The organism is Pseudoxanthomonas sp. LH2527, from assembly GCF_022539275.1.
Lineage (GTDB): Bacteria > Pseudomonadota > Gammaproteobacteria > Xanthomonadales > Xanthomonadaceae > Pseudoxanthomonas_A.
This window is the reverse complement of record NZ_JAKZBW010000024.1, coordinates 32,408-55,261: the sequence shown is the minus strand read 5'-3', so window position 1 is coordinate 55,261 and position 22,854 is coordinate 32,408. Positions and strand designations below refer to the sequence as shown.

27 protein-coding genes are annotated in these 22,854 nt (G+C 68.4%); 11 read left to right on the top strand and 16 right to left on the bottom strand.

Annotation, left to right across the window (positions count from 1 at the left end):
• Positions 1-87 precede the first annotated feature (87 nt).
• On the bottom strand, positions 88-1,455 hold the full coding sequence (gene rlmD, locus MMG85_RS13560; RefSeq protein ID WP_241046519.1) for a 23S rRNA (uracil(1939)-C(5))-methyltransferase RlmD: 1,368 nt from the start codon (positions 1,453-1,455) through the stop codon (positions 88-90).
• Positions 1,456-1,556: 101 nt separating this feature from the next.
• On the opposite strand from rlmD, the gene MMG85_RS13555 reads away from it, so the two are divergent.
• A complete protein-coding gene (locus tag MMG85_RS13555; RefSeq protein ID WP_241046518.1) occupies positions 1,557-2,258 on the top strand; it encodes a response regulator in 702 nt (233 codons plus the stop codon).
• Positions 2,259-2,263: 5 nt separating this feature from the next.
• On the opposite strand, the gene recO is transcribed toward MMG85_RS13555, so the two are convergent.
• The 9 genes from recO to rpoE form a co-directional block, all read right to left on the bottom strand.
• Positions 2,264-3,004 (bottom strand): DNA repair protein RecO, encoded by a 741-nt coding sequence (recO, locus tag MMG85_RS13550; protein ID WP_241046517.1) that lies wholly within the window; start codon positions 3,002-3,004, stop codon positions 2,264-2,266.
• 22 nt (positions 3,005-3,026) lie between these two features.
• The gene (gene era, locus MMG85_RS13545) at positions 3,027-3,965 is read right to left on the bottom strand and encodes a GTPase Era (RefSeq protein ID WP_241046516.1); all 939 of its coding nucleotides are present in this window, start codon (positions 3,963-3,965) and stop codon (positions 3,027-3,029) included.
• 9 nt (positions 3,966-3,974) lie between these two features.
• Positions 3,975-4,637 carry a ribonuclease III gene (rnc, locus tag MMG85_RS13540; RefSeq protein WP_055942173.1) on the bottom strand — a complete coding sequence of 221 codons (663 nt, stop codon included), beginning with the start codon at positions 4,635-4,637 and terminating at the stop codon, positions 3,975-3,977.
• A 4-nt stretch (positions 4,638-4,641) separates the two neighbouring features.
• A complete protein-coding gene (locus MMG85_RS13535) occupies positions 4,642-5,019 on the bottom strand; it encodes a DUF4845 domain-containing protein (protein ID WP_241046515.1) in 378 nt (125 codons plus the stop codon).
• A gap of 36 nt (positions 5,020-5,055) precedes the next feature.
• Positions 5,056-5,856: a signal peptidase I gene (gene lepB, locus MMG85_RS13530; protein ID WP_055942170.1), complete on the bottom strand. Its 801-nt coding sequence runs from the start codon at positions 5,854-5,856 to the stop codon at positions 5,056-5,058.
• Positions 5,857-5,964: 108 nt separating this feature from the next.
• A complete protein-coding gene (gene lepA, locus MMG85_RS13525; protein ID WP_241046532.1) occupies positions 5,965-7,758 on the bottom strand; it encodes a translation elongation factor 4 in 1,794 nt (597 codons plus the stop codon).
• 167 nt (positions 7,759-7,925) lie between these two features.
• Positions 7,926-9,428 (bottom strand): DegQ family serine endoprotease, encoded by a 1,503-nt coding sequence (locus tag MMG85_RS13520; RefSeq protein ID WP_241046514.1) that lies wholly within the window; start codon positions 9,426-9,428, stop codon positions 7,926-7,928.
• Between the two features lie 72 nt (positions 9,429-9,500).
• A complete protein-coding gene (locus MMG85_RS13515) occupies positions 9,501-10,418 on the bottom strand; it encodes a sigma-E factor negative regulatory protein (RefSeq protein ID WP_241046513.1) in 918 nt (305 codons plus the stop codon).
• Positions 10,415-11,035 (bottom strand): RNA polymerase sigma factor RpoE, encoded by a 621-nt coding sequence (rpoE, locus tag MMG85_RS13510; RefSeq protein WP_055942165.1) that lies wholly within the window; start codon positions 11,033-11,035, stop codon positions 10,415-10,417. Before rpoE ends, MMG85_RS13515 begins: the two co-directional genes overlap by 4 nt.
• A 239-nt stretch (positions 11,036-11,274) precedes the next feature.
• Here rpoE and MMG85_RS13505 point away from each other — a divergent pair, with 239 nt between their 5' ends.
• Positions 11,275-13,338 (top strand): 3-hydroxyacyl-CoA dehydrogenase NAD-binding domain-containing protein, encoded by a 2,064-nt coding sequence (locus MMG85_RS13505; RefSeq protein ID WP_241046512.1) that lies wholly within the window; start codon positions 11,275-11,277, stop codon positions 13,336-13,338.
• A 69-nt stretch (positions 13,339-13,407) separates the two neighbouring features.
• Here MMG85_RS13505 and MMG85_RS13500 read toward each other — a convergent pair whose 3' ends face one another.
• From MMG85_RS13500 to MMG85_RS13490, 3 genes are all read right to left on the bottom strand, one after another.
• A complete protein-coding gene (locus MMG85_RS13500; protein ID WP_055942158.1) occupies positions 13,408-13,941 on the bottom strand; it encodes a GNAT family N-acetyltransferase in 534 nt (177 codons plus the stop codon).
• A gap of 104 nt (positions 13,942-14,045) precedes the next feature.
• Positions 14,046-14,300, bottom strand: a complete 255-nt coding sequence (locus MMG85_RS13495) for a hypothetical protein (protein ID WP_241046511.1) — start codon at positions 14,298-14,300, stop codon at positions 14,046-14,048.
• A 166-nt stretch (positions 14,301-14,466) separates the two neighbouring features.
• Positions 14,467-15,336 carry an alpha/beta hydrolase-fold protein gene (locus MMG85_RS13490; protein ID WP_241046510.1) on the bottom strand — a complete coding sequence of 290 codons (870 nt, stop codon included), beginning with the start codon at positions 15,334-15,336 and terminating at the stop codon, positions 14,467-14,469.
• Between the two features lie 150 nt (positions 15,337-15,486).
• Here MMG85_RS13490 and MMG85_RS13485 point away from each other — a divergent pair, with 150 nt between their 5' ends.
• From MMG85_RS13485 to MMG85_RS13475, 3 genes are read left to right on the top strand one after another with little or no spacing between them, the layout of a single operon-like run.
• The gene (locus MMG85_RS13485) at positions 15,487-15,963 is read left to right on the top strand and encodes a helix-turn-helix transcriptional regulator (protein WP_241046509.1); all 477 of its coding nucleotides are present in this window, start codon (positions 15,487-15,489) and stop codon (positions 15,961-15,963) included.
• Entirely contained in the window at positions 15,960-16,379 is a 420-nt protein-coding gene (locus MMG85_RS13480; RefSeq protein ID WP_241046508.1) for a VOC family protein, read from the top strand. Before MMG85_RS13485 ends, MMG85_RS13480 begins: the two co-directional genes overlap by 4 nt.
• The gene (locus tag MMG85_RS13475; RefSeq protein WP_241046507.1) at positions 16,376-16,600 is read left to right on the top strand and encodes a hypothetical protein; all 225 of its coding nucleotides are present in this window, start codon (positions 16,376-16,378) and stop codon (positions 16,598-16,600) included. The genes MMG85_RS13480 and MMG85_RS13475 overlap by 4 nt, the downstream gene beginning before the upstream one ends.
• Positions 16,601-16,609: 9 nt before the next feature.
• On the opposite strand, the gene MMG85_RS13470 is transcribed toward MMG85_RS13475, so the two are convergent.
• The 3 genes from MMG85_RS13470 to MMG85_RS13460 form a co-directional block, all read right to left on the bottom strand.
• Positions 16,610-17,527, bottom strand: a complete 918-nt coding sequence (locus tag MMG85_RS13470) for a pseudouridine synthase (protein WP_241046506.1) — start codon at positions 17,525-17,527, stop codon at positions 16,610-16,612.
• 9 nt (positions 17,528-17,536) lie between these two features.
• Positions 17,537-17,755: a hypothetical protein gene (locus MMG85_RS13465; RefSeq protein WP_055942148.1), complete on the bottom strand. Its 219-nt coding sequence runs from the start codon at positions 17,753-17,755 to the stop codon at positions 17,537-17,539.
• A gap of 108 nt (positions 17,756-17,863) precedes the next feature.
• Positions 17,864-18,505 carry a hypothetical protein gene (locus MMG85_RS13460; protein ID WP_241046505.1) on the bottom strand — a complete coding sequence of 214 codons (642 nt, stop codon included), beginning with the start codon at positions 18,503-18,505 and terminating at the stop codon, positions 17,864-17,866.
• Positions 18,506-18,694: 189 nt separating this feature from the next.
• Here MMG85_RS13460 and MMG85_RS13455 point away from each other — a divergent pair, with 189 nt between their 5' ends.
• From MMG85_RS13455 to MMG85_RS13430, 6 genes are all read left to right on the top strand, one after another.
• Positions 18,695-18,985 (top strand): hypothetical protein, encoded by a 291-nt coding sequence (locus tag MMG85_RS13455; protein ID WP_241046504.1) that lies wholly within the window; start codon positions 18,695-18,697, stop codon positions 18,983-18,985.
• 6 nt (positions 18,986-18,991) lie between these two features.
• Positions 18,992-20,005, top strand: coding sequence for a DNA topoisomerase IB (locus MMG85_RS13450; RefSeq protein ID WP_241046503.1), 1,014 nt, complete (start codon positions 18,992-18,994; stop codon positions 20,003-20,005).
• A gap of 391 nt (positions 20,006-20,396) precedes the next feature.
• A complete protein-coding gene (locus tag MMG85_RS13445; RefSeq protein ID WP_241046502.1) occupies positions 20,397-20,801 on the top strand; it encodes a roadblock/LC7 domain-containing protein in 405 nt (134 codons plus the stop codon).
• Positions 20,802-20,871: 70 nt separating this feature from the next.
• Positions 20,872-21,231, top strand: coding sequence for a roadblock/LC7 domain-containing protein (locus MMG85_RS13440; protein ID WP_241046501.1), 360 nt, complete (start codon positions 20,872-20,874; stop codon positions 21,229-21,231).
• Positions 21,232-21,314: 83 nt separating this feature from the next.
• Complete coding sequence (locus MMG85_RS13435; protein ID WP_241046500.1) at positions 21,315-22,289, top strand: hypothetical protein; 975 nt, start codon at positions 21,315-21,317, stop codon at positions 22,287-22,289.
• Positions 22,282-22,842 (top strand): ATP/GTP-binding protein, encoded by a 561-nt coding sequence (locus MMG85_RS13430; RefSeq protein WP_241046499.1) that lies wholly within the window; start codon positions 22,282-22,284, stop codon positions 22,840-22,842. Before MMG85_RS13435 ends, MMG85_RS13430 begins: the two co-directional genes overlap by 8 nt.
• The last annotated feature ends 12 nt before the right edge of the window (positions 22,843-22,854 follow it).

Genomic DNA, 22,854 nt, shown 5'->3' with positions numbered 1-22,854 from the left:
CGGGATGCTACGTGATCGGGATGAAAGAGGCAGGCAACGAAGCAACGGGCATCCCGAATTCCCCGTTCCCTGCTCCCCGTTCCCGCCTCATCTCCTCTCGAACAACGCGATGGACTCGACGTGCGCCGTGTGCGGGAACATGTCCATCACTCCCGCCGACACCAGCGTATACCCCTGCTCGTTGACCAGATAACCCGCATCGCGCGCCAGCGAGCCCGGATGGCAGCTGACGTAGACGATACGGTCGAACTGTTTCAGCGGCAGTTGCTGCAGCACCTCGATGGCGCCGGAGCGCGGCGGATCCAGCAGCAGCTTGTTGAAGCCTGTCCCGAGCCCTGTCGAGGGGCCCTGCCGCATCCACGCCGTGCCGCGCTGGTCCTGGGTCAGGTCGGCGGCATGGAACTGCGCGTTCGGCAGGGCGTTGCGCTGCGCGTTGTCGCGCGCACGCGCCACCAGCCCGGCATCGCCTTCCACGCCGACCACCTCGCCCACCAGGCGCGCCATCGGCAGGGTGAAGTTGCCCAGGCCGCAGAACAGGTCCAGCACGCGGTCCTGCGGCTGCGGATCGAGCAGCTCGAAGGTGCGCGCGATCATCTTCTCGTTGAGCGCGGCATTGACCTGGATGAAATCCAGCGGACGGAAGGCCAGCGACACGTCCCACGGCGCCAGCGCGAACGCGAGCTGCGGGGCCTCGGGCCAGAGCGGATGCACGCTTTCCAGCCCGCCCGGCTGCAGGAAGAGGGCGAAGCCGCTGGCCTGCGCGAACGCGACCAGCCTGGCGCGGTCGTCGTCGCCCAGGGGCTGCAGGTGGCGGAACACCAGGGCGATACCGCTGAAGTCGGCACGCGCGTCACCTGCGATGAATTCGATCTGCGGGATGTGTTCGCGCGCGTCCAGGCTGTCGACCAGCGCGGCCAGGTCGGCCACCCGACGGCCGATCTGCGGGATGACGGTATGGCATTCGGACAGGTCGGCGACGAAGCGCGGGTCCTGCTCGCGGAAGCCGACCAGGGTCTTGTCCTTCTTGTTGACCCGGCGCACCGAGAAGCGCCCCTTGCGGCGATATCCCCATGCGGCGCCCGTCAGCGGCGGCAGCACCGTCTTCGGCGTCACGTGGCCGATGCGCTCCAGGTTGTCCAGCAGCACGCGCTGCTTGGCTTCGATCTGCCGCGTTTCGTCCAGGTGCTGCAGCACGCAGCCGCCACAGGTGCCGAAATGCGGGCAGCGCGGCGTGACGCGGTCGGGCGACGCTTCCAGCACATCGAGTGTCCTCGCTTCGTCGAAATGGCGGTTCTTCGCCGTCTGCTCGGCCATCACCCGCTCGCCGGGCAAGGCGCCCGAGACGAAAACGGCCTTGCCGTCGCGACGGGCCACGCCGCGCCCGTCGTGGGTCAGGTCGGTGATGCGGGCTTCAAAGGGGGTCTTGTCGATGCGGGGAGGACGGTTGCGGGCCACGTGGCGTCAGGCTGCGGGTATTTGGCGGGGCGGCATTGTCGCATGGCCACCGGCGGCGCTTCCCGAGGCTAAGATGCGACCAGTCCGCAGGAAGCCCGACCATGTCCCTCGCCCACGGCACGATGCCCTCGATACTGCTGGTGGAAGACGATCCGATCAGCGCCCTGTTCCTGTCCGCCGCACTGGAGGGCTTGCCGGCGAACGTGCAGGTCGCGGCGGACTGCGCGCAGGCGCGGGCGGCCAGCGGACCGTTCGACGCATGGCTGATCGATGCCAACCTGCCCGATGGCAGTGGGGCGACCCTGTTGCAGCAGCTGCGCGCCTCCGGCGCCTCGACGTGCGCGCTGGCGCATACCGCCGACACCGGCCTGGCCATGCGCGCGCACCTGTTGCAGGCGGGCTTTGCCGATGTGCTGGTCAAGCCGCTCTCGGCCCAGTCATTGCGGGACGCGGTACGTGCGGCGCTGGCCGGGGCCGGAAAAAACCTGCCGTCGGCGCCCCCGGACTGGGACGACGCCGCGGCGCTCGCCGCCTTGGCCGGCAACCGGGAGCACGTGGCGACACTGCGGCAACTGTTCCTCTCCGAGCTGCCGGCGACGCGTAACGCCTGCCTGGAGGCGTTCGCCCGCACAGACGAGGCGACGCTGCGCGCCCAGCTTCACCGGCTGCAGGCCAGCTGCGGCTTCGCCGGCGCCACGGCCCTGGCGGACATCGCTTCGCGCTGGCATGCCGCGCCGACCGACGCGAACTTGCACAAGGCATTCGTGGCCGCCTGCGAACGCCTGCTCGCGCCGCCGCCCTGACAGCTTTAATCGGTCGCCTTGTCTGGGCGCTTCAGCCGGCCCAGTTCACCGATCATTTCCCACGATTTCAGTCCGCGCGGTCCCAGGTGGTGGGCCAGCACCGACCGCATCGGCAGCCGCAGGCTCGCCAGGTCGTCGGGCGGGGGCAGCACGTCTTCGGCCAAGGCCAGCAGCGCACGGCCGGTCGCCGCCTGGCTGCGCTCTTCGTGGCCGCGATCGCTGCGCAGCCGTCGCGGCCCGTGCTCGGGATCCAGCCGGTAGCGCGCCGCCGGATCGATAGGGTCGCCGTCGCCATCGCAATCGAGCGCGAAGCCGAACCCCAGCGCTTCGACCAGGTCGCGCTCGAAGAGGCGTAGCGACCACGCCAGTCCCTCACGCTGCCGCAGCTGCTCGCGTGCACGCGCGTAGGCATCGAACAGGTCGGGCACGGGATCGTGGCGCGGCGCCAGACGCAGCACCAGTTCGTTGAGATAGAACGCGGCCAGCATGGCGTCGCCGGCGGGCTGGGGCGCGGCATCGAGCGCTTCGGCGCCGACCAGTCGTGCCAGTTCACCACGCAGATCGCCATCGAGGCGGATCAGCTGCAGCGGCTGCAGGGCTGCGCGCAGGACGTGCTTCTTCGGTCCCTGCACGCCGCGCGCGATCAGGCCAAGCCGGCCGTGCTCGCGGCCCAGCACTTCCACCAGCAGGCTGGTCTCGCGCCAGGGGCGCGCATGCAGGACAAAGGCGGTGTCGCTCAGGCGCATGCAACCGGGCCCGACCGGTGGCTCACTCGTACCCGAAGGCCTTCAGCGCGGTCTCGTCATCGGACCAGCCCTCGCGCACGCGCACCCAGGTCTCCAGGAAGACCTTGCGGCCGAACAGATGCTCCATCTGCTGGCGCGACTTGCTGCCGATCTCCTTCAGCCGTGCGCCGCCCTTGCCGATCACGATGGCCTTCTGGCTCTCGCGCTCCACCCAGATCACCGCACCGATGCGGGCCAGTTCGCCCTTGGGCGACGCCTCAGTGGTGAAGTTCTCGATCTCGACGGTGGTGGCGTACGGCAGTTCCGCGCCGAGCTGGCGCATCAGTTGCTCGCGCACCAGTTCGGCGGCGAGGAAACGCTCGCTGCGGTCGGTGATCTCGTCCTCGCCGAACATCGGCGGCTGCTCCGGCAGCAACGCCAGGATGTCCTTCACCAGCGCCTCCAGACCGTTGCGCTTCAGCGCCGACACCGGATGCACCGCCGCGAACGCGCGGTCCTGCCCGACCTCCGCCAGGAAGGGCAGCATGGCTGCCTTCTCCTTGATGCGGTCGACCTTGTTGACCACCAGCACCACCGGGATGCCGGCATCGCGCAACACGTTGTAGGCCAGCGTGTCCTCCTCGTCCCAGCGACCGGCTTCGACCACCATCAGGGCGGCGTCGACCTCCTCCAGTGCGCCACGGGCGGCCCGGTTCATCACCCGGCTCATCGCCGAGGCGGAGAACTTGCCCTGCTGTTTGTGCAGGCCGGGCGTGTCGACCAGCACGATCTGCCCGGCCGGCCGGTCCTTGCCCGCCGCGAACGTCGCGATGCCGAGCAGGCGATGCCGCGTGGTCTGCGGCCGGTTGGAGGTGATGCTGACCTTGGCGCCGACCAGGGCGTTGGTCAGGGTGGACTTGCCCACGTTGGGGCGACCGATGACGGCGACACTGCCGCTGCGGTAGGAGGGGGATTTACTCACGGGGGGGACTCACTTCGAGATATCGAGCTTGTCGAGCAGCGCCGCGGCGGCGACCTGCTCGGCGTTGCGGCGCGAGGTGCCCTCGCCGTCGGCCGCCAGCGGCGGATCCAGCGTGGTGCAGCGCGCGAGGAAGAGTTTGGCGTGGTCGTCGCCGCTTTCCGACACCAGTTCGTACACCGGCAGCGGACGCTGGCGTCCCTGCAGCCATTCCTGCAGCCGGGTCTTGGCGTCCTTCTCGGGGCGCCCGACCGGCAGCGCCGCCAGCGATTCCTCGAACCACGGCAGCACCACGGCGCGGCAGACCTCGAAACTGCTGTCCAGGTAGATCGCCGCGACCACGGCTTCCAGCGCGTCGGCCAGGATCGAGTCGCGGCGGTGGCCGCCGGATTTCATCTCGCCCGGCCCCATCGTCAGGCGCTCGCCCAGTTGCAGGTGGCGCGCGATGGTCGCCAGCGAGGCTTCGCGCACCAGTTCGGCGCGCGCGCGGGTCAGGGCGCCTTCGTCGGCCTTGGGCCAGCGTTGGAACAGGGTCTCGGCGACCAGGAAGTTGACGATGCTGTCGCCGAGGAATTCCAGGCGCTCGTTATGCGGTGCCCCCGCACTGCGATGGGTCAGGGCCTGCGCAAGCAGGCCCTGGTCCGCGAACACATGACCGATGCGGTCAACCGCCAAGCCCTTAGTCCGCGCCGCGACGCGTCATCGCCTGCTCGGCGTTGAAGTTGCCCACCACGTCGAGGTTGCCCACCAGCGGGCGACGCACTTCATAGGCGACCTTCATGCTCCAGCCGCCTTCCATGCGCTCGATCTTCACGTCCGCGGGCTTGATGCTGTTCGAGTAGTTCATGTTCAGCCGACGGAAGAACAGCTCCTTCATCCGCGCCGGGTCCATGTCGGCCACGCCCTGCTCGTTGGCCAATCCCTTCAGCGAGGACTTGACCGCGTAGTACTCCTGGTACATCGGGAACAGCCGCATCGCGACGTAGGCGGTGAAACCCACCACGCCCAGCACCACCACAAAGCTCAACAACGTCATGCCACTCTGCTTGCGCTTCATCGTCATCCCCCGTCCGTCCCCGTTAGCGTTGATCGATCACTCGATGCCGTTGCCGATGCGCGAAGCATCGAAGCCATTCTTGCAGAACCAGCCCTCGCAGTTCAGCCAGACCAGGAAAGCCTTCCCGCGCAGGTTCTGCTCGGGCAGGAAATGGGTCTGGGTCCAGAAGCGGCTGTCCTCGCTATTATCCCGATTGTCGCCCATGACGAAATACTGGCCCTGCGGGACCACCCAGTCACCCTGCCCCTCCGGACGGCTGCGGTCCAGCCATTCCAGCACGGTATGCGGGCGCCCGGGCAGGTTTTCGCGCAGCAGGGCGGCCCCGGTCTCGCCAGCGCCACTACCATGCCCCACGTAGCTGCCCATCTTCTCGTAGGTCAGCGGCTGGCCGTTGATGTACACCGTATCGCCATGGAAACCCACGCGGTCGCCCGGCAGGCCGATCACGCGCTTGATCCAGTTGTTCTCCGGGTCGTGCGGCGGCTTGAACACCACCACGTCGCCGCGCTTGGGCTCGCCGATGGCCAGGAACTTGCGGTTGTTGATCGGCAGGCGCAGGCCGTAGGAGAACTTGTTGACCAGGATGAAGTCGCCGATCAGCAGGTTCGGCATCATCGAACTGGACGGGATCTTGTAGGGCTCGGCGATGAAGCTGCGCAGCACCAGCACCACGGCCAGCACCGGGAAGAACGCGCGCGAGTAGTCGACCAGCACGGGCTCCTCGTCCAGCAGCCCTCCCCTGGCCTGGCGGCGCTTGGCCAGGAACAGCCTGTCGGCCAGCCACACCACGCCGGTGAGCAGCGTCAGCACTACGAGGATCGTTTCAAACCAGACCATCTGTGTTCCTTCGGAACGGGATTCGATATTAGGGAGTCGGGATTCGCAAAAGCGGGGCCGGAGCGGCTGTTCCGAATCCCGAATCCCGAATCCCCATTCCCGGCTTCACTACTTGCTATCCACCTGCAGCACCGCGAGGAAGGCCTCCTGCGGAATCTCCACGCGGCCCACCTGCTTCATCCGCTTCTTGCCCTCTTTCTGCTTCTCGAGGAGCTTCTTCTTGCGGGTGATGTCGCCACCATAGCACTTGGCCAACACGTTCTTGCGCATGGCCTTGACCGTGCTGCGGGCGATGATCTGCGAGCCCACGGCGGCCTGGATCGCCACGTCGAACATCTGCCGCGGGATCAGCTCCTTCATCTTCTCGCACAGCTCGCGCCCGCGCCGGTCGGCGTGGCTGCGATGCACGATCAGACTCAGGGCATCGACCTTGTCGCCGTTGATCAGCGTATCCAGACGTACGAACGGACCGGGCTGGAAGCGCAGGAACGAATAGTCCAGCGACGCATAGCCGCGGCTGACCGACTTCAGCTTGTCGAAGAAATCCAGCACCACTTCGGCCATCGGCAGCTCGTAGCTGATCTGCACCTGGCTGGCCAGGTACTGGATGCCGATCTGCGCGCCGCGCTTTTCCTCGCACAGCTTGATGATCGCGCCGATGTAGGTTTCCGGGGTGAGGATGTTGGCGCGGATGATGGGCTCGCGCACCTCTTCGATCAGGTTGGATTGCGGCAGTTTGGCCGGATTGTCCAGCGAGAGCACCGTGCCATCGGTCCTGAGGACTTCATACACCACGGTCGGGGCGGTGCTGATCAGGTCCAGGTCGTACTCGCGCTCCAGGCGCTCCTGCACGATCTCCATGTGCAGCATACCGAGGAAGCCGCAGCGGAAGCCAAAGCCCATGGCCTCGGAGCTTTCCGGCTCGAACCGCAGCGCGGCATCGTTCAGGCGCAGCTTCTCCAGCGCCTCACGCAGCGCCGGGTAGTCCTCGGCGTTGACCGGGAACAGGCCGGCGAACACGCGCGGCTGCATTTCCTGGAAACCCGGCAGCGGACCCGGGGCGGGGTCGCCGGCCAGCGTCAGCGTGTCGCCGACCGGGGCGCCATGGACGTCCTTGATGGAGGCGGTGATCCAGCCCACTTCGCCGGCACCGAGCTTCTTCAGCTCCTTGCGCTTGGGGGTGAACACGCCGACCTTGTCCACCTCGTGGGTGCGGCCGGTGGACATCACCAGGATCTTGCTCTTCGGCCCGATCTCGCCCTGCATCACGCGCACCAGCGAGACCACGCCCAGGTAGTTGTCGAACCACGAGTCGATGATCAGCGCCTGCAGCTTGTCGGTGTCGCGCGGCTGCGGCGGCGGGATGCGCTGGACGATGGCTTCCAGCACCAGGTCGACGTTGAGGCCGGTCTTGGCGCTGACGGCGACGGCATCGTCGGCGTCGATGCCGATGACGGCCTCGATTTCCCGCTTGGCACGTTCGATGTCGGCGGTCGGCAGGTCGATCTTGTTGAGCACCGGCACCACTTCCAGGCCCTGCTCCACCGCGGTGTAGCAGTTGGCGACCGACTGGGCTTCCACGCCCTGGGCGGCGTCCACGACCAGCAGCGCGCCCTCGCAGGCGGCCAGCGAGCGGCTGACTTCGTAGCTGAAGTCGACGTGGCCGGGGGTGTCGATGAAGTTGAGCTGGTAGACCTGCCCGTCCTTGGCCTTGTACGGCAGGGAGACGGACTGGGCCTTGATGGTGATGCCGCGCTCGCGCTCGATGGGATTGGAGTCGAGCACCTGCGCTTCCATCTCGCGCGCCTCGAGGCCGCCACAGAGCTGGATGATGCGGTCGGCCAGGGTCGACTTGCCGTGGTCGACGTGCGCGATGATGGAGAAGTTGCGGATATTCCGCATGGAATCGGAAGACATGGGGAGTGCGCGGCGGCCTGTGCGGTCGTCAGGAATAACGGGACATTATCGCACGGACGGCGGGCGGGCTTGCCGATCCATATCCCGGACCGGGAAACGCCGTCGCCCCGCTCAGGCGGGGCGACGGGGGTCACTCAAGATCGCGAGGTGGTTCAGCCTTTTTCAACCGTCACCGCAATGAAGCGGGTCACGCCCCGATGACGCACAAGCAGCATCACCGTATCTCCCGGCTTGGCGGCCGCCAGCTCCCGGTCCAGCGCCGCGGGGCTGTCGACCTTGGTGCGGCCTACCTGCAGGATCACCATGCCCGGCGCCAGACCCGCCTCCCGGGCAGCGGCGCTGTCCACGCGCGCCACCAGGACGCCGTCGGTTCCCTCCACACCCAGTTGCCTGCGGGCGCTCGCGTCCAGCGACTGGGTCTGGATGCCCAGCGCGTTGCGCCCGGCCGGAGCGGCCGGGCTGTCGGGCGAGGCCGGAGCGACGCTCGCACCCGCCTCACCTTCGTCCAGTTCACTGAGCGTCACCGTCAGGTCACGCGGCTTGCCATCGCGCAGCACACTCAGGGTGACCTTGGTCCCGGGCGCCATCGCACCGATGATCGGCGGCAAATCGCTCGAATCGTTGATCGCGCGACCATTGACCGAGCGGATGACGTCCCCGGGACCGATGCCGGCCTTCGCCGCAGGACTGCCGACCACCACGTCGTTGACCAGCGCACCCCGGTTGTCGGGAAGCCCAAAGCCCTTGACAGCATCGGAGGTCACCGCGCCCACCTGCACGCCCAGCTGCCCACGACTGACCTTGCCGGTGGTCTTGAGCTGCTCCACAGCCCCCATCGCCAGGTCGATCGGGATCGCGAAGCTGATGCCCATGTACCCGCCGGACACCGAGAAGATCTGCGAATTGATGCCGACCACTTCGCCGCGCGTGTTGAGGAGCGGACCGCCGGAATTGCCCTGGTTGATCGCCACGTCGGTCTGGATGAACGGCACGTAGCGCTGTTCGGGGGACGCGCTGCGACCGACGGCACTGACGATGCCTGCCGTGACGGAATGGTCGAGCCCCAGCGGCGACCCGATCGCCACCACCCACTGGCCCGGCTTGAGCGTGGTCGAGTTGCCGATGCGCACGGTCGGCAGCCCCTTGGCGTCCACCTTCAGCAGCGCCACGTCGTACTGCTGGTCGCTGCCGACCACCTTGGCGGTCAGCTCGCGGCGGTCCGGCAGGGTCACCTTGACCTCGTCGGCACCGTCGACGACGTGATGATTGGTCAGTACGTAGCCGTCGGCGGAAATGATGAAGCCCGAGCCCATCGAGGTACCGCGACGCTGCGGGCCCTGCTGGCCGGGACCCGGCATCTGGAAGCCCGGCGGCAGCATGCGGCGGAAGATTTCGGGAATCTCGACCTCTTCATCGGCCTGCGCGCTGCGGCGCGAGCCGACGGTCGCCTCCACGTTCACCACGCCCGGGCCGACCTGTTCCACCAGCTGGGTGAAATCGGGCAGTCCGGTGACCAGTTGCGGCGCGGTCGATTGCGCCACGGCGGGAGCGGCGGACGCCACGGGCGCGGGCGCGTCGGCCTGCTGCGCGCAGGCGGCCAGCGGCGTGGTGAGCATCAGCAGGGCCAACAGGGGGTGACGGACGTGGGGAGTCATCGAATGCATGCCTCGATCAGAAAAGGAACAAGGAAGTCGCGCGCGTCCGCACCGGGGCCGGACGCGCGGAGGTCAGTCGCGCGGGGCGTCGACCGGCGCCGCGATCGGCGCGCTGGAAGGCAGACGGGGCTCGAACGGATAGAACGTCCGCGCCGCCGAATCCGCGCTGTAGCCGGTGGCCAGGCTGCCGCTGGCCGACGGATAGGCCGACAGTGCGGAGCGTGGCCAGGGGCGTGATGCCACGACACCGGCCTCCTGCGGGCGATGCGAGAACGGATTGGACGCCGCCGCCGGCACCGGCGCGGCAGCCACCAGCGTCGTGGCATCCACACCCCGTGGCGCGCCTTGCGCCGTGCCGTTCGCCCGCGCGGGGACGTCGGCACGGGCCACACGTTGCGCACTGCGCGCCGCCTGCTGGCTGCGGGTCGCACTGCGGCGTGCCGCCTCCTGCCGGCGCGGCACGCTCGCCGCCACGGCCACCGCCGCGGCGGCATAGGCTTCGGCGTCAGGGGCCGGCGCGGGCGGCGCTTCCGGCCTCACCTCGGGCGATGTCGCCTGGGTCGACGCCATCTGCGTGCCCTCGCCCACCGGCATGTCCTGCGGCGATTGCTGGCGCGCCATGAACAAGGCCACCAACGCCACCGAGGCCGCCAGCGCACCGCCGCCCCAGCGGGCAAGCAGGTTGCGCGGACGCGTGGCCTGCGCGTGCGGCGCCGAGCTCGCAGCAGGGGCCGACGATTCGGCCGCGATCGCCTGCGCCACGCGCTCGGCGAAACCGGCGGGTGCGGGGGCATGGCCCTTTCCGCGCAGCACGTCACCGCACAGCTGCCAACGCTCCCAGCGACCGGCCAGTTCGTGGTCATGCTGCAGGCGGCGTAGCAGGAAGCGCGCTTCGTCGGCGGCCAGTTCGCCGTCCACCAGGGCGGACAGCTGCTGGCGGTGATGGATGTCGAGCTTGTCGATGGTCGGTGTCTCGTTGCGGGCGGTCATGAGCGGGCACGCTCCCGGGTTGCACTGTCGGTGTCCAGCAAGGGACGCAGTTGTTCGTCGATGGCTTCGCGCGCACGGAAGATGCGCGAACGCACGGTGCCGATCGGGCAGTCCATCTTCTGCGCGATCTCCTCGTAGCTGAGGCCTTCGACCTCGCGCAAGGTGATCGCGGTCCGCAGTTCCTCGGGCAGGCCGTCCACCGCGCGCATCACCGTCGCCTCCATTTCCTGGCGCATCAGTTCGCGCTCGGGGGTGTCGGTGTCGCGCAGCCGCGCGCCGATGTCGTACTGCTCGGCGTCGGCGGCGTCGACGTCCGCGGTGGGCGGACGCCGGTTGTGCGCGACCAGGTGGTTCTTGGCGGTATTCACGGCGATACGGTGCAGCCACGTATAGAACTGGGAATCGCCCCGGAAATTGCCCAGCGCGCGGTATGCGCGCAGGAAGGTTTCCTGGGCCACGTCCTGGCACTCGCTCCAGTCATGGATGTAACGCCCGATCAGCGCCACCACGCGATGCTGGTACTTGCGCACCAGCAGGTCGAAGGCCGCGCTGTCGCCGCGTTGCACGCGCCTGACCAGCTCGAGGTCCAGCTCCTGGGTTGGATCAACTTCGGCCATGCCGGGCCGCACTCCTGTCGGCTCGGCGTTGGCCGGGCCCTGTGACCGCGCTAGCGGAGGAAAGTTCAACGCCTTGTCCAAACCGTTGCCCTATCAAGAATTTAACCGGCGCAGCGGGAACATCCCCTGCTGCCGGTCACGCCCGTGACGACGTTCACCCGGATATGTGGATTTGACGGGGATGAAACAACCTCGGGATGATAGCGGCCTTATCCATACGTGAACGGATGGTCCCCTGCATGGCCACGAACTTCGATGGGCTGCGATTCAGTCATTGGCAGACCGAGCTGCGCGACGACGGTATCGTCGTGCTGGCCTTCGACCGTCAGGGCGCCAGCGTCAACGCGTTCTCGCAGGATGTGCTGATCGAACTGGCCGACATCATCGAGCGCCTGTCCATCGATCCACCGAAGGGCGTGGTGCTGCGCTCGGCCAAGAGCAGCGGCTTCATCGCCGGCGCGGACCTGAAGGAGTTCCAGGAATTCGACCGCAAGGGCACCGTCAACGACGCCATCCGGCGTGGCCAGAGCGTGTTCCAGAAACTGGCCGAGCTGCCCTGCCCCACGGTGTCCGCGATCCACGGCTTCTGCATGGGCGGCGGCACCGAGATCTCGCTGGCCTGCGATTACCGCGTGGCCAGCAGCGATCCGTCCACGCGGATCGGCCTGCCCGAGGTGAAGCTGGGCATCTTCCCCGGCTGGGGCGGCAGCGCGCGCCTGCCGCGGCTGGTGGGCTCGCCGAAGGCGATGGACATGATGCTCACCGGCCGCACGCTGTCGGCGAGTTCGGCCAAGGCGATGGGCCTGGTGGACAAGGTGGTGGAACCGGCCGTGCTGGTCGACGCCGCCGTCGCACTGATCGGCGCGCGGCCGCAGCGCGCGTTCAAGCAGCGCTTCACCGGCTGGATCAGCAACAGCTGGCTCGCCCGCCAGATCCTGGCGCCGCAGATGACCAAGCAGGTCGCGCGCAAGGCACCGAAGGCGCACTACCCCGCGCCGTATGCGCTCATCAACGTGTGGAAGATCGCCGGCGGCAAGGGCATCCAGGCCCGCCTGGACGCCGAGCGCAGGGCGGTGGTGAAGCTGGCCGGCACGCCGACCGCGCGCAACCTGATCCGCATCTTCTTCCTCACCGAACGTCTCAAGGGCCTGGGTGGGAAAGACCACGGCATCGCGAACGTGCACGTCGTCGGTGCCGGCGTGATGGGTGGCGACATCGCGGCGTGGTCGGCCTACAAGGGCTTCAACGTCACCCTGCAGGACCGCGAGCAGCGCTTCATCGATGGCGCCCTGACGCGCGCGCAGGAGCTGTTCGCCAAGAAAGTTAGGGACGAGAGCAAGCGTCCAGCCGTGGCCGCGCGCCTGAAGGGCGACCTGGCCGGCGACGGCGTGCCGCAGGCCGACCTGGTGATCGAGGCGATCATCGAGAACCCCGAGGCCAAGCGCGACCTCTACCAGACCGTCGAGCCGCGCCTGAAGGCCGATGCCTTGCTGACCACCAACACCTCCTCGATCCCGCTGACCGAGCTGCGCGAGCACATCCAGCGTCCGGCGCAGTTCGCCGGCCTGCACTACTTCAACCCGGTGGCGATGATGCCGCTGGTGGAGATCGTGCAGCACGACGCGCTGGACGAGGCCAACGTCAAGCGCCTGGCTGCGTTCTGCAAGGCGCTGGACAAGTTCCCGGTGCCGGTCGCCGGCACGCCGGGCTTCCTGGTCAACCGCGTGCTGTTCCCGTACATGCTGGAAGCGGCGACCGCCTACGCCGAAGGCATTCCCGGCCCGGTGATCGACAAGGCAGCAGTGAAGTTCGGCATGCCGATGGGTCCCATCGAGCTGATCGACACCGTCGGCCTGGACGTGGCGCAGGGCGTGGGCGCGGAACTCTCGCCCTTCCTGGGCCTGACGTTGCCGGCGGCGCTGGCGACGGTGGAACCCGGCAAGCGCGGCAAGAAGGACGGCCAGGGCCTGTACAAGTGGGAAAACGGCAAGGCGGTGAAACCGCAGGTCCCGCAGGACTACAAGGCGCCGGACGACCTGGAGGACCGCCTGATCCTGCCGCTGCTCAACGAAGCCGTGGCCTGCCTGCACGATGGCGTGGTGGCCGATGCCGACCTGCTGGATGCCGGCGTGATCTTCGGTACCGGCTTCGCCCCGTTCCGCGGCGGCCCGATCGAACACGTCAAGGCGGTCGGTCCCGACGTGCTGCTGGAGAAACTGAAGTCGCTGCAGGCCCGCCACGGCGACCGCTTCGCGCCGCGTCCCGGCTGGGACAACCCGGTGCTCCGACAGCCGACGGTGTGACCCGCGCACGAAAAAGGCCGCTCTCAGAGCGGCCTTCTTTTTCCCGCGCCCCGCGCCTGTGCGCGGGCGTCAGCCCTCCGGCAATGCCTGCGTCATGACCCAGTCTTCCTTCGGATCGTCGCCGATGTAGAAGATCGAGCGACCGACGCTCTGGAACCCGTGCTTGCGCCAGAAGCGGATCGCCTGCGGGGCTTCCTGCCAGACGGTGAGCCATGCCGAACGCGAGCCGCGCAGCTTGGCCGCGGCCAGCAGGTGCGAGACCAGCACGGCGGCGATGCCCTTGCCGTGGAAGGCCTCGTCCAGATAGATGCGCGCCAGTTCCACCGTGGGCCGCAGCACGACTTCGGTCGGCGGCACCGTGGCCCAGCGCAGTTGCGCATAGCCGGCCCAAACGCCGTCCTGCTCGACGATCAGGGTCAGCGTATCGGGGTCGCGGATCTCTTCGGCCTGGCGTTCGGGCGAATACATCGCCGCCACGTGCGCGGCCACGTTCTCGGGCGTGCTGCAGTGGCCGTTGGTGGCCAGGAAGGTGCGCCGCATCATCGCGGACAGGGCGGCGGCTTCGGAGGGACGTGCGGGGCGGACAGTGATACCGGCTTTCATGCCGTAAGTCTTGCCTGTTTCCATGCACAAGACAACGCAGACGCGCGCGCGAAGAGGTCAGCGCACCCTCACGATGCCCTGCCAAGGTCGCGCAGGACCGCGCGCTAGCGTCGTGCGAACACGTCCGGCGGCGCGCGCACCGGGCTGCGCTCGGCGGCGAGGTCGGCCATCACGCCGAGCTGCGCGGAGAAGTCGGTCAGCCGTGCCCAGACGTAGGGCTGCAGGTCGTCGGGCGCGCGGTCGTAGACCTGCCGCCACAAGGCGTCCATGAACTCGCGCGGGTCCTCGCGCAGCGCACCGCGTTCGATGCGCTGTCCGGCGGCGGCCAGGATGGCCCGGATGTCAGCCAAGGTGTCCATGCGGCGAGCCTAAGCCGCCTGGATGCCCATCGTGTGACACGAGACGTCGATTTCCGACGATCGGTGCGGTTCTGTGAAGCCGGTTACGGATCGCGCCCGGCGATGCCTCCGCATCGCGACCGCGGCACGCCTGCATGACGCGCTGCGCCACGCCGGGGCATCGCGGTCACGGCGTAGGGATGTCCTCGCGGAACAGCCACAGCATTGCGCGCCGGTAGGTTTCCCCGATCGTCGCCGCATGGGTGCCGTCCTGGAGCATCAGCAGGGTCACCTGCCATGGCGCATCCATCGACGCTGCGGACCAGTGCGTGGTCCAGTCGCGCGCGATGCGCTGGCGCTCGGCGGTGTCGCGCGTGCCGCTGGCGACCGCCACGCGCAGGTCGGTGCGCGTATGCGGGCGCGCTGCGACAAACAGCGCGTCGCGCGCCGGCCCGGGTGAAGGATTGCTGGCGATCCGTCCCCAGAACAGGTCCGGATCCTGCAATGCGGACCACAGCACGAAGTAGCCGGCGCGCGACTGTCCCACCAGCACGCGCCGCGTGGGGTCGGCGGCATAGCGACGCTCGACTTCGGGCACCAGCTGCGCGCGCAGGAACGCGAGGAAGCCCGGCGCTCCACCCTGCTCTGCGGCGGTGTCGCTGCCCGGCGCAGTGAAATCGACATGGCGCTTGTTGATGGCCGGATCAAAACCACCGTAGGCGATGCCGACGATGATCGCTTCCGGCAATCGCTCGTCGTAATGCAGGAACAGGTGCGTCGGCGCCAGCAGCGGAAACAGGCTGTCGCCGTCCAGCACGTACACCACCGGGTAGCGCGTGGCCGACCGGGCGTCGTAGCCCTCCGGATAGCGGACGTAGACGTGGTGCACGCGACCGGAACCCGGATCGGTCAGCGGAAAGTAGTCGCCCTTCAAGGCCGGCAGGTGTTCCAGCGGAGTCGCCGCGGGATGGGACGCGGCCGCGGGAGGCGCTGCGCGGGCCGTCGACACCGCCAGCGTCAGCAGCCCTGCAAACAGGAGGATCGTGCAGCGGATCATGCGGAATCTCCATCACGGCCGGGTCCTGCCGCGGCGCCCATTATGGCGACCGCCGACCGCTTCGAGCGACCACGAGGAGCGGGCAGACTATGCGCAGCCATCACGTCTGACCACCCTCGCCTCGTGACGACCCGCAGGAGCATGTTGCCCGTGACCCAGAGCCCAGAACTGCTGCGCCGGCTGTTGCGCGCCAGGGACCGGATGGATGCCTTCCCCGACCAGCCGTGGCCGGTCGAGCGGCTGGCGGAGGTCAGCGCCGTCTCGCCCGCGCACTTCGCGCGTTCGTTCAAGCAGGCCTTCGGCCTGCCCCCGCACCGCTACCTGCTGACGCGGCGCATCGAACGCGCGGCGTCCCTGCTGCGCGATACCGACGCACCGGTCATCGACATCGCCCTGAAGACCGGCTGGACCAGCATCGGCACCTTCGGCCGCATCTTCCGCGACATCACCGGTGAAAGCCCGCGCGCGTGCCGCCAGCGCGCACGCGCATCCGCCACCCTGGCCGGCGCCATCCCCGAGTGCGTGCTGCGCGCAGCCGAACGTCCGGACCTGAAGACCGCAGTTTTGGAGAAGCGCAGGCAGGCCGCCGCGGCTACGGTGGCGCCACCAACGAAGGAGATCCCATGATCCAGGGCATCGATGTGATCGGCGTGTACGTCCGCGACCAGGACGAGGCGCTGGCGTTCTACGTGGACAAGCTCGGCTTCCGTGTGCAGGCGGACGTGCGCAACGGCGACTACCGCTGGCTGACGGTGCAGCATCCCGAACAGCCCTCGGTGCAGCTCGGTCTGTTCAAGCCAGGCCCGCCCATGCACGACGCCGCCACCACCACCGCGCTGGACAGTCTGGTCGCCAAGGGCGCGATGCCGCCGCTGGTGCTGACGGTGAAGGACTGCAAGGCCGCCTACGAAGCGCTGAGCGCGAACGGCGTCGAGTTCATCCAGGCGCCCATCGGCCGCTACGGCCAGGTCGACGCGGGCTTCCGCGATCCGTCCGGCAACGGCTGGAAGATGATCGAAGGCCAGCACAAGGAGAGGCCGTGAGCATCGCGCGTCTTTCCCGCCGGAGCCATCGCGGGCTGTCCATCGTGTTCACCCTGACTGTCGTGCTCAACTTCGCCTGGCGCGCGGCGGTGGCGGGCGAACCGCCGGCATGGGTGACGTACTCGCCCCTGCCGCCGTTGTTCCTGCAGTTGATCACCGGGCTTTACCTGTTCGCCCTGCCCTGGCTGGGCAACGAACGCGCGAGCGCCGCGGGGCGGTGACGAGGGCAGTCAGGCGTCAAGCGCAAAGCCGCTGGTGAAACAGCGCTCGATACCACGGACGGGATCGACGAACGCAAGCCGCTCGGCCAGCAGCTGCAAGGGCGCCGCATGGTCGCCGGCAGCGCGATGACGCAACGACGGATACAACGGATCACCGGCGATCGGCGCGCCCAATGCCGCCATGTGCACGCGCAGCTGGTGCTTGCGGCCGCTGACCGGCGTCAGCGCATAGCGCCAGCGATCGCCGACGCGCGCGATGACATCGATCCGGGTTTCGCTGTTCGCCACCCCTTCGACTTCCTGCATGCGGAAGAACGGTTCGCCGGCGACGATCCGGCTGGTGCGAGCGCAGGGGAACACGAGGTGCGGCAGCGCCGGCGCCGTCGCCTGGTAGCGCTTTTCGATCCGCCGCTCGTGGAACAGCGCCTGGTAGTGCGCGCGGCTGTCGGGGTTGGTCGAGAACATCACCAGTCCGGCGGTCTCCCGATCGATCCGGTGCAGCGGCGCCAACACCGGGTTGCCGGTGCGGCGGATCAACCGCCCCAGCAGGGTTTCATGGACGTGGACGCCCGTCGGCGTCACCGGCAAAAAATGCGGCTTGTCGGCCACCAGCAGGTCGGCATCCAGGTGGAGGATGGTTTCCTCGAACGGAATCCGTGGTTCGTCCATGACTTCGCGGAAGTAATGGATGTCCAGCCCGACGCGATACGGCGATGCGGGCGTCACCGCATGTCCGGCGCCGTCCACGACCCGGCCGCGCGCCATCCGCTCGATCCATTGCGCGCGGGGGACCGACGGAAACCGCGCGCACAGGCCGTCCAGCACCGTCGGCCAGGCGCCGGGCGGCAACTGCAGTGTGCTGGCCGCCAGTCCATCGACGTGCGGCGGACGGATGCGGGTGGAACGGCGCGAACCGCTTCCGCGCATCGCGCCGGCTTACTTGGTCAGGCCCGCGACGACTTCCGACACGCTCAGCCCCAGTTCGAGCTGCAGGCGCACGTATTCGCGCTCCTTGCGCGACAGGGCGCGGCCCAGGGCGATGCGCACGTCTTCGGCCTCCAGGATGCGCAGGATCCTCGGCATGGCCGAGCCGATGGCGTCCTGCCCGTAACCGGCTTCGCGCAGGGCGGCACTCAAAAGGTCTTCAATCTCCATGCGACATCCCGATCTGTTCAATGGTGCATTGTGCACCGGCACGGGAACGGGCGAAGAACATTCGTATCCGAGCCGTCAATACGCGCGTCATCCGCAGCCGCAGCCTCTTCAACATCCCATCGGCGGCAGGAACGTCACCGTCGACACCACCACCCACGATCCCTGCCGCAACACCTCCACCCGTACACGTACCGCGCTGATCGCCACGAACGGCAACACCGTGCCCAGCGCGTCACCCTGGCCGATGCGCGGAATCCATGCGTCGGCCTGCGCCGCGTCCCCTTGCGCCGCCGTGTGCGCACGCACCGCCGCGTCCAGTTCCGCTCGCGTGTAATCGGGGAAGCAGGCGTGCTGCTGCGCTGACGGCGTCGGCAGCACGAACGACACCGCGTCCAGCGCCGTGGCGGTCTGCCAGTCGGAGCGGCAATGCTTCCAGTCGGTCAGGTCCAGGTGCGGACCTTCCGCACTCAGGCCCAGGCTGGTTTCGTACTGCACGCGCACGCGCCAGTGTTCGCCCGCCACGGCCGGCTGCAGTTGCAGCGTTGCCCCGTAGACCTCGTCGCCCAGGTCCAGCGGCACTTCCAGCGATGCCGGCGCCTCGCCTTCGTGCGTCCATCCGGTGAACGAATACTCGGTCCCCACGTGCGGCAGCACGCGGATGCCGGACAGGGCCTGCGCCTGCAGCGGTGCGCACAGGAGGAGCAGCCACAGCAGCACGACCGCGCGCCGCATCGACGTGATTCCCTGCATTTTCTCCATCCCCGCGTCCCCGGAGTCCGACACCCCGGCGCAATGGTAGCGCCGCGTCGAGAAGATCGCGTGCGCCGACGCCGCATCCTGAACACATCACTGCCGCAGACGGACCGGCTTCACGGCCGCGTGACTCCGCGCGCTCTAGCGTCGCCTCGACGACATGCGCGCGAAGCGCGGAGGAACACGATGACGATGATCAGACTGCGGGCCACCGGCCCGCGCAGCGGATTCGACGCCCTGCTGGCGGCCCTGCACGGGGTGGACGGCGTGGAGCACGTGGAGGAGGTCGCCGACCTGATGCCGCACATGGACGACGACGATTCCAGTTCCGCCGGCCTGTCCGATGCCATGCCCGGCGGCGATGTCCTTGCCGTGGAAGTGGAAGCCGCCTCGGCGCGTACCGACAGCGTGCGCGAGGCCGCCGACGATATCGCCGCCCGCTACGGGCTGGTGATCGAATACGTCGATGCCTTCTGAGTCGCCTTGGCCGGCCTGCACTACACCTCCGATGCGATGCCCGGCCTGCGCCGGCAGCGTCGCGGACGCGGCTTCGCCTACCTCGATGCGCGCGGCCGGCCCGTCCGCAACGCGACCACCCTTGCCCGCATCCGCCAACTGGCCATTCCGCCGGCCTACACCGACGTGTGGATCTGCGCCGACGCACGCGGCCACCTGCAGGCCACCGGTCGCGATGCGCGCGGTCGCAAGCAGTACCGCTACCACACCGCGTGGCAGGCCGAGCGCGGCGCCCGCAAGTACGACCGCCTGATCGCCTTCGCCGAAGCCCTGCCCCGCCTGCGCCGGCAGGTGCGCGCCGACCTCGCCTTGCCCGGCTTCCCGCGCCCGAAGGTGGTCGCGATGGTGGTGGCGCTGCTCGGCCACACGCTGCTGCGCGTCGGCAATGCGAGCTACCAGAAGGAGAACGGCTCGTACGGCCTGACCACGCTGCGCAACGTGCATGCGCGCTTCGTGGCCGGCAGCGAGGTGCGCTTCGCCTTCCGCGGCAAGGGCGGCAAGGCGCTCGAATCCCGCGTGTCCGACGCGCGCCTGGTGCGGCTGGTGCGCCAGTGCCGGCAACTGCCCGGACAGGCGCTGTTCCAGTACCGCGAGGACGGGACCGTCCACCGCATCACCTCCGGCGACGTCAACGCGTACCTGCAGCAGCACATGCAAGGCCCGTATACCGCGAAGGACTTCCGCACATTCGGGGCCACCCTGCTCGCCTTCCGCACGCTGGCCGGCGCGGCGCCTCCCGCCGAAGGCGACGACGCGCAACGCACGCAGGTGAAGCTGGCGGTGCTGCGCGCCGCCGCCGACCTGCTGGGCAACACCCCGCGCATCTGCGAGAAAAACTACGTGGACCCGCGCGTCTTCGCCGGCTGGGAAGCCGGCCTGCTGCAGCGTGCCGCGCGCGGCGCCAGCGGACCGCGGCAATGGGAGAACGCCGCGATCCGCTACCTGCGGCGGGCCCGGAGCGGCGCCCTGCCCCGTCCCTGACGGCCGCGATGCGGCACGCGCGGGACAGCCGGGCCGACCCGTCGTGTCAGCGGGGTCGGGCTGTCCGCCTTGAAAGTGGCCTGACAGTGGCGGCGGCACCTGCGTGCCCCATGGCCACCGGTGACCCCGATGGCGCGCCCCGGCGCCGCGCGCAGCGCCCAAGGGGAGGCGCCTCGTGTCACATTAATAAAGTGACCTGCGTTGTCGTGAAATGGGAATTTCACTACGATATGTGACGCATAGCGTCATTCCTGTCCGCGACTCATCACTGTTGCATCCGCCTGACAGGCCGTTACGTAACCACGATTCTTTGGCACGGTTCCTGCTCGAGCAGGAGCCAACAGGAGAGTACGCCTTGCACACCGCCACCGTAGAGAAGGTTCTCAGCGTCATGGGTGACAGAAGCCGCGAAGTGCCGCCGGTCGACAAGGACGTGCTGCTGCAGGAGTTCCGTCGTGCCAAGGAACGTACCCCCGGCATTTCGATGCTGCTGCTGACCACCGCCGACGGCAGGGCCCTGGCCGAGCTCGATGAGCGCGGAAGCGACCCGCGCCGGCTGGCCGCGATGACCAACTCGTTCCTCACTCTGGGCGAAACCGTGGCCAAGGAGCTCGGCCTGGCCTCGGCCGACTACGCGACCATCGCCACCCGCCAGGGCAACATGGTGCTGATCCGCATGGACCACGCCAAGCCGATGACGCTGGCCGCGCTCGGCACCTTCGACACCAACGTGGCCACCCTGCTGTTCGCCGCGCGCGAATGCGCCACCCGCATCTCGGCCCTGCTGCCGAACTGATTCGCTTCATCCGCACGACCCTTCCGGTGTGCCGGGAGGTCCCTTCATTTACCCCAAGGAAAGAAGAACGATGTCGAAGTTGAATCTTGAAGGCCTGAGCCAGATCGCCGGTTTCGTGGGCGTTGCCCTCGTGGACAGCGACAGCGGCATGGCGATGGCCACGCTCGGCGGCGGCAATCTCAATCTGGACGTCGCTGCCGCCGGCAACAGCGATGTCGTGCGCAGCAAGCGTCGCGTCGCCGAACAGCTGGCGCTGGACGACACCATCGAGGACATCCTGATCTCGCTGAGCAAGCAGTACCACATCATCCGTCCGCTGGAGAGCAACCCCACGCTGTTCCTCTACGTGGTGCTGGACCGCGCGCGCGCCAACCTGGCGATGGCCCGCCACGAACTGAAGAGCTTCGAGAAGACGCTGGATTTCAGCTGATCCTCCGCCCCCCACCGGTCGCCATGGCGGCCGGTGGACAGGCTTGTCGCACACCCGCTGCACCCCCTCCCCCTGTCTTCCCGATGCTGCCCTCCTCTCCCTCCGATGTCACCGTCGCGATGGCCGGCCTGGAGTTGTTGCCTGCCACACGCCTGAAGATGGCGTGCTCGCTGCTGGCGGCCGACCGCCTCACTGTCCGCCTCATCGAATGGGGCGCCGAACCGGCGACGCTGCTGGTGGCCGACGAAACCAGCTACGCGGGTCGCCATGCGATCCAGTCGGCGCAGCAGGACCGTGTCCCCTCGATCCGCTTGAATGGCGCGCCGCACGCGTCCGCTGCCATGCCGGTGCTGCCGCGGCTGGCGACCGTCCGCGAATTCGTCGACGCCCTCAAGGCGAGCCTGCAGGACGGCCCCACCGCCGCGCCTGAAACGGCAACGGCCTGGGACGCACCGCTGCCCTATCCGATGCTCGAACAGCTGCGCCTGGATCGCCGCCGCGATACCCGGGTGCTGCTTGAACTGGGCCTGTTCCGGGTGGTCAGCGACACCCGCAGCGGACAACTGCACATGCTGCGCCGGATGCCGCTGGAGGAATTGCTGGAGCGCGCGTTCAAGCCCGACTGGCGGGTCACCGAGGTATCGGACAGGGAATGGCAGTCGGTGTACCAGCCCGATGTCACCCGCAGCTACGCCATCGAAACCCTGTGGTGGCGCCTGCCGCTCGACGCCCAGGACGAGGACCTGCCGCGCATGGCCGACACGTCGCGCCTGCGTACCTGGCCGGATCTCGATGCGGGCGCGACGCCTGCCTCCTGGCCGCTGGTGCTGGCTTACATGGCCAGCCGCTCCTGGCGTGCGGAGGCACTGGCGGCCGCCACGGCGGCGCCGATGGACGATGTCCAGCGGGTCATGGCACGGGTGCGCCTGAGCGGCCTGGAAGCATCGTTGTCCGATCCCCCCACCGGCGTTCGCGCCTCCGCCACGCGTCACGCCGGCACCCTGCTGAAAATGGCAAAGCGCTTCGGCCTGAAACTGTTTGGAAAGGCTCATGGATAACTACGGCAACAAGCTGGTCTTCGTCGGCGGCATGGGAGCGGGCAAGACCACCGCGATCCGGGCGATCTCTGACACCGAACCGGTGAGCACCGACATGCCGTTGAGCAGCGACGCCACCGAGGAAAAGTCGCTGACCACCGTGGCGCTCGACTACAGCAGCGTGGACCTGGACGAAGGCGAACTGCTGCATGTCTACGGCGTGCCCGGCCAGAAGTACCTGAACTTCATGTGGCCGATGGTGTGCACGGGTGCGATCGGCATCATCGTGCTGGTCAACGCCTGCCAGGACGATGCGGTCGACAGCACGGCGGAACTGCTGAAGGACTTCGGCGTGCTCGCGCCGGACGCCAGCTTCGTGGTCGGCGTCACCAAGAGCGACCTGGCGCCGGACTTCCAGCTCACCACGTTCCGCGACGCACTCAATGCCAGCGGCTACCAGGCGCCGGTGATGAAGGTGGACGCGCGCGTGACCACGCAGGTGGAATTCCTGATCAAGACGCTGCTGTCGTACCAGCATGCAGGATCGCAGTTGGCGCAGGTCCACGCCGTCTGACGGCGTAGCGCC